Here is a 5,487-nt window from a genome sequence, read left to right as displayed (position 1 = left end):
GTGCTGATACAAGCGCAACCGGCATCAGTGAGATGCTTCGTGCCGTGCTCGAGCCGTATGCGGGGAAACTCGCACGTACGGTTCTTCGGGGGCCGCGTTTCCGAGAGGGAACGTGGCTACCCTCTAGCACGACCTGAACTCCCAAAAGGCCAGAATTTATGTCCGCATACTCAAATTTTCCTGATTTGCCAATCGCATCAGTGACCGAGATACTGAAACGCCACAAATGCCACTTTGTTTATTTAAACCGTGCGAACAACAGCTTGAATTACATTTGCTGGGATTGCGGCCTCGGCTTCGCAAACGGACAGCTATACGCACCATTTAATTAAAGTCGCGTCGCGAGCGAAAAATCTTAGTACGCAAAGTAGCCTTTCCTTAATGCTACGGACTCGTCGGAGGACAATCTCGGTTCCTAGCTTGCAGCCGGCAGCCTTTGCTTTGCACTTTACTCCAGACTCTCAGCTCGAACTTACCAGAAGAGGCCCCTTGGATGATTGGTAAGCTAGAGTTTATGGCCGACACGTGCTCGCGGGTCGGCCTTTTTTTCTCCGTTTGGTCCCTTCCAGCCGAACCATGGTTCTATCGTAAGCGAGCCCCCAAGACCATGTAGTTGTCGACGTTTTGTTTAGCTACTTTGGTATCCGAATATTTTATCTATTCACGAATATCAAACTCTTCTTCGTCCACGGATTTTTTACTTTCCTGTCCACCGACGTCGCGACGGGGAGCGAAGACAAACCGTCATTGCAACGACACGGTGACTGCGATGATTTGGGCCCGACCCGATTCACGGATGCGCAAGCGGTGTGCTGCCCAAACGTGGATCCGGCGCACGCTATCGGTCGCTTCAAAACTGCGTCCGCAAGATAGGCGCCACTCCCCGTACGTTGCCTATTTCAACGCCTCGTGCGATTTCTGCGAAGCGAACTCAGTCCGAGCCGGACCGGGATTTAAAGCAACGCAAGACTGATTGTCACGGGGAGATTCTGCGCTCGGTCCGCGATACTCGATCTCTGCGTTCGACCAGAGTTCGGTTTCGGTCCGGCGTATCTGCGCGATCAATGTCCGGATGCAGTCACCGCGCTCATGACCGACAACGATTAGGATTGCAATACATTCTGCTTCTCTGCGTTTTCTCTTTCTTTCTATCGCGGAGAATTTGATCGGTCCGTTCTCAATCACGGAAGACTTCGTATTCGGACGCTTACATGAGGCAATCGAGCTAGCTTGGTAGCACCTTGGACGATCATCAAACTCTACAGCATTGCATCGACTCCACCACGTATTCTCATTAAGGCAGTTCAGTCCGGCGAAGCGTCACCGGACTGAACTGAATTAGCAGCGTTTATTGCTGGAGCGCATGTTTCAACGTCAGCGTGAGCCGTGCGCCTCAATCATTGCCTCTCGAGCTCATCATTCTGGTTCGCTTTCTACTACATGTTGCATTTTGCCTCTCTTATCGAAATGCAACTGCCACCCATCATTTGCATGTGATGCTAGGAGTGAGCCAATCCGCATAATCGAACCAATTGCTGTTGTCGTCAGGGCGCGCAACCAGCCTTAGAACCGCCACGTCCTTAACATCTGCTTTTAACGTCAGTGCTGCCGCACCCGGTTTGACCGCCGCGCTCCTTTTAAGCAATCGTCCATCCCCCCAAACCTCGAACACAGTGTTGCCATGACCGACCGTGCCCGTTTTTCTGTTGAAATAGTCGTCGATGCCCACCTGCGCGGTGAACGACGAGCACGTGCCGTTCAAGCGAAAACCTACCTGGGAAGGAGCGTTTGTGCCAAAGCCCGTGCTGTAGGGAACGCCAGCCACGCTTAGCGGCGTACCGTCTCCTTTTCCCGACTCTCCATTCGACATATTTATCTCAACGGGTCCCCAACTATTCGACGGGTAGATGGGAGAAGCCGCTGTGAGCGGCGAAGTTCCTCGTGGCATGGGAAATTCTTCGCCTTTTACCCTCAGCATTGCAACGCCGTATGCGGGGACCGTTGCCGTGTACTTGCTGGTTGAAGCGCCGATATCGCGTTTCGCCCAAAGATCGCGGACCGTTGCTGCTCCATTCTTCAACGCCAGGTCGGACCACGCAACAGTAATAGCGGCCGCAGTCCCGGTACGATTAAGAAGCGCTACGGCTCGCTCTCCATTGGCGTAAAGCGGCTTACTATAGACCTGAAGACCAGGGGTATCCTCGCGAACAAGCGACGCCTGAATGTTCAACGGGTCCTTACTGACTGCTATGACTTCCGAATTTTTCAGAATGGCCAAAGTAGAAGCGGGCATACTCTGGACGTCTCCACCCAGTATGAGCGGACTACTCATGATGGCCCACATTTCAAAATTCGTTCTGTTTTGGTCATCCGATGGGAGGTTTCCAACCTCCAGCATGTCCATGTCATTCCAGTAACCAGGGATAACGTATCCCGCAAGCGAGTTGGAAGCATCGATCTGCGAAAGCAAAGAGTCGAACGAAGCGTTCACATCGAACGCCACACGTGCTGTGTGAGCGATTTGGTTCACGCTCATCCCCCCAGTACCGGGATAATCGAGATTCACCGAATAAAAGATGTTATGTTTTGTCGCGGCAAGCGCGTCCCGCATGGTAAAGAATGTCAAGCGGTCTGCCGGGCCTGAGCAATGGTCATATTTCAGGTAATCGACACCCCAGTCGGCGAATGTCTGCGCGTCAAGTGCCTCGTGATTTACACTTCCAACTCCTAGCGCCACAGGATAGCCGTTATAGATCACTGCGCACGTCTGCGTATTGCCTGCTTCATAGATTCCCAGTTTCATCCCCTTGCCGTGGACGTAGTGAGCAAGTGCTTTGATGCCACTCGGAAATGTCGTCTGATTGCTCATTAGACGACCTGTTGCATCTCTTCCTCCCATCCAGCAATCGTCCAGGTTTATGTACTTGAAACCTGCATCCCGGAGGCCCGAGGAGACAATTGCGTCAACTTCGGACTTAATAAGCGCCTCCGAGACGTTGCAACGAAAGGTATTCCACGCATTTCAGCCCATTGGAGCAGACCTTGGTGCCCGAAGTCGACCCTTGCCTGCTGAGTCAAACACCTTATAGATAGATGGGAAGGACTTCTCCACAGACGCAGCAACAGCCTCAGGCTCCAGTTCGGACGGTTCGTCGACAACGGTGGCAGACGCCATCGTTGATACCGCTGTCGTTCCTGCTGCCGACTTTGACACGGCCTCAGCGGCTTTCGCCACCGTCGACCCAGTCGATGATGAACCGCCGTCGCAACCTGATAAACCATATAGCAATGCTGCACCGATTATCACCCTGCCAAACTGTCCCAAATGCTTCAACATAACATCGTCTCCTTGTTTCGGCTTTACATTGCCTTAGCTGCTAACAGCTGAAAAACATCTAAAAAGGTTCTATTCAATTATTGAGATATATCAGAAATTCCCACATAATAGAAAGTCTCGGGTTGAGAAATAGATAGCAATCCAAATAAACAAGACTAATTGAATAGCCAGACCTCGCGTCGATGAAATGGCGACGACATGGCGATAGGCGGAAGAACTGGCTAAGGACACGGCGAAGGCCGCGATTAAGATTAGTTCAGCGTGACTAAAAACAGACACACGAAAAGCGAACACATTTAACGGATAACGCACGTTTTCATTTCGACGTCAAAAAGGCGGAGTTCGATTGTCGATCTAAGGAAACCTCAGGTGTAAAGCCAACAAGGTAACGCCGTATCCGCTCGCCGGTGAAGGTTGGAACGTTGCTCATGCACGCCTCCCTGCATCGCCAGACGCCTCGCCATCTGGTCATAAAGCGTCAGTGGCCGGCGTGCGACGCCTGCAGTGGCTGGGCGGCACATGCAGCTTGCTGCCTTCGCTGGCTCGAGCCTCTATGGCCAGGCAGCATCGATGTTCGCCGTCGACCCTCTAGCACGGGATGAACTGCCAGCAGTTCGCCATCCTCGTAGATATGGATCTCGTGAGCCGCCAGACTGTGAACGTCGAGCGTGCGCCTGCGTGTACGGTCCGGCACGCTATACTGTAGTTGCCGCAGACCGAAACCAGCCCCTTACGCGTCGCTCGAGCCGGATTAAGCCATCGAAGATGCCGGCGGGTATGGCCGTGACACAGCGACATTTCAATCTGGCCGTGACACGTAACCGCTCCAGCTAATGGACAAGGTGCAATATGAAACCTACTCCTCTTCCTACGATGAACGCGTGCAAGAAGAAATGAGGTGCCGCAGTGACGCGCTTAGTCCAGCATGGTGTCGCCCGCGCGAGACTCATAGGGATCGGGATCGGCAATCATCGCGCGCGGATTGTCCGGCACGATCAGCTGTGAAACGCCGCCGTAGCAGGTTAGCGCGCCGGCGATACCACTTAGCCAGTCCTACATCTTCTCGGCCAGCCTGGTGCATGCGAATGGATAGCTCGTGCGCCCATAGCGGCCACGAAGATGTGCGCGCGACGCCCTGTGGTCAACGGCAATGTCGGACCGGCGAGGTCGATCGCGAACTTCTCGCCAGCACAATGGATCTGCCGCATGGAGCGCTTCAGCCGTTTCGTGAACGCCTTCTAGTGTTCCCAGAACTGCTTGTAACGGTAGGTCTTCCGATTCGCGAACTCCGGCTGACACTCCCTCCACAACAATGTCAGCGTCACACCCTTGCGGCGCAGCTCTTGATGGATGCGACCGTAGTCGGGCGGCGCATAGGCTGCGGGTCCGGTGGGCTTGCCAAGAAGCCATCGCTCGAGCTCGCCATCGCCCATATCACAGTCGCTCGCCCAATCCAGCTCGGCGGCGCCGGCCAGTCCGACGTACTTCGTGACCACGCCCTTGGAAATGCCAAGCGACGCGGCGATTCGATGATGCGAGCAACCGCCGTCGAACTCAAGTCGCGGAAAACGTCCTTGATCATGCGCATGTTCATCCGGTGCGCGGAGCATGCTCTCTCCGGCAAAAGCCGACGAAGCGTTGCAAAGTCCATCAGGCATCTGCGGGCCCGAGCCTACGTGCCGACCCGACACGCGGATCCTAGAGGTCGGCGGGTTGCGCTTTTACGGATGCGTTAAGCACGAACGTTTGGTTCGCGACCCTTCAATTGATCGATCAAAGCCACTCTCAAAAGCCCATTTACCGACCCGGTGGCAATGCAAGCTCTTCGGGCACCGCATCGAGGCGTCCGACGAACCCCGACATGTGATCATGTATTTGCAAAAAAAACGAATGTTGTCGATCACCACGTTGTAACGGGTGAGGGACTGATCGACGACAAACAAGCTGAGCTCGCGGTTATTCGCCACCTGCCCACACGACGCTCGCGCCGGGGCACGTCGGGAAATGTCGAACCGATTGCGGGATTGCGGTAGGGATGTCCATTACTGAACACCCCCCGCACAGATCCCGGCGTGCCCAATTTAGGCACCGGGCTCCTACCTTGAGTGCTTGACGGCAAAGCGCCGATCAGGCCATGGATGAAGAATGCG

At 54.4% G+C, this 5,487-nt stretch carries 2 protein-coding genes and 2 pseudogenes; all 4 read right to left on the bottom strand.

Annotated features, from left to right (window positions below):
• Window positions 1–1,483 precede the first annotated feature (1,483 nt).
• A complete protein-coding gene (locus tag BVER_RS35400; protein ID WP_369094843.1) occupies window positions 1,484–1,978 on the bottom strand; it encodes an NPCBM/NEW2 domain-containing protein in 495 nt (164 codons plus the stop codon).
• Window positions 1,979–2,986: pseudogene (locus tag BVER_RS35395) on the bottom strand (glycoside hydrolase family 27 protein); the annotation flags it as partial.
• A 779-nt stretch (window positions 2,987–3,765) separates the two neighbouring features.
• Window positions 3,766–4,119 (bottom strand): annotated as a pseudogene (locus BVER_RS30845) (Mu transposase domain-containing protein); the annotation flags it as partial.
• Between the two features lie 456 nt (window positions 4,120–4,575).
• The gene (locus tag BVER_RS34720) at window positions 4,576–4,947 is read right to left on the bottom strand and encodes a hypothetical protein (protein WP_232316850.1); all 372 of its coding nucleotides are present in this window, start codon (window positions 4,945–4,947) and stop codon (window positions 4,576–4,578) included.
• Window positions 4,948–5,487 lie beyond the last annotated feature (540 nt).

Source organism: Candidatus Burkholderia verschuerenii, assembly GCF_001189365.1.
In the GTDB taxonomy this organism is placed as follows: Bacteria; Pseudomonadota; Gammaproteobacteria; order Burkholderiales; family Burkholderiaceae; genus Caballeronia; species Caballeronia verschuerenii.
This window is presented reverse-complemented; position numbering and strand designations above follow the sequence as displayed.

What these genes read in the sequence shown, in the direction of transcription:
- BVER_RS34720 (WP_232316850.1), bottom strand. Translation starts at nt 4,947, where the DNA reads ATGCTCCGCGCACCGGATGAACATGCGCATGATCAAGGACGTTTTCCG.
- BVER_RS35400 (WP_369094843.1), bottom strand. Translation starts at nt 1,978, where the DNA reads ATGCTGAGGGTAAAAGGCGAAGAATTTCCCATGCCACGAGGAACTTCG.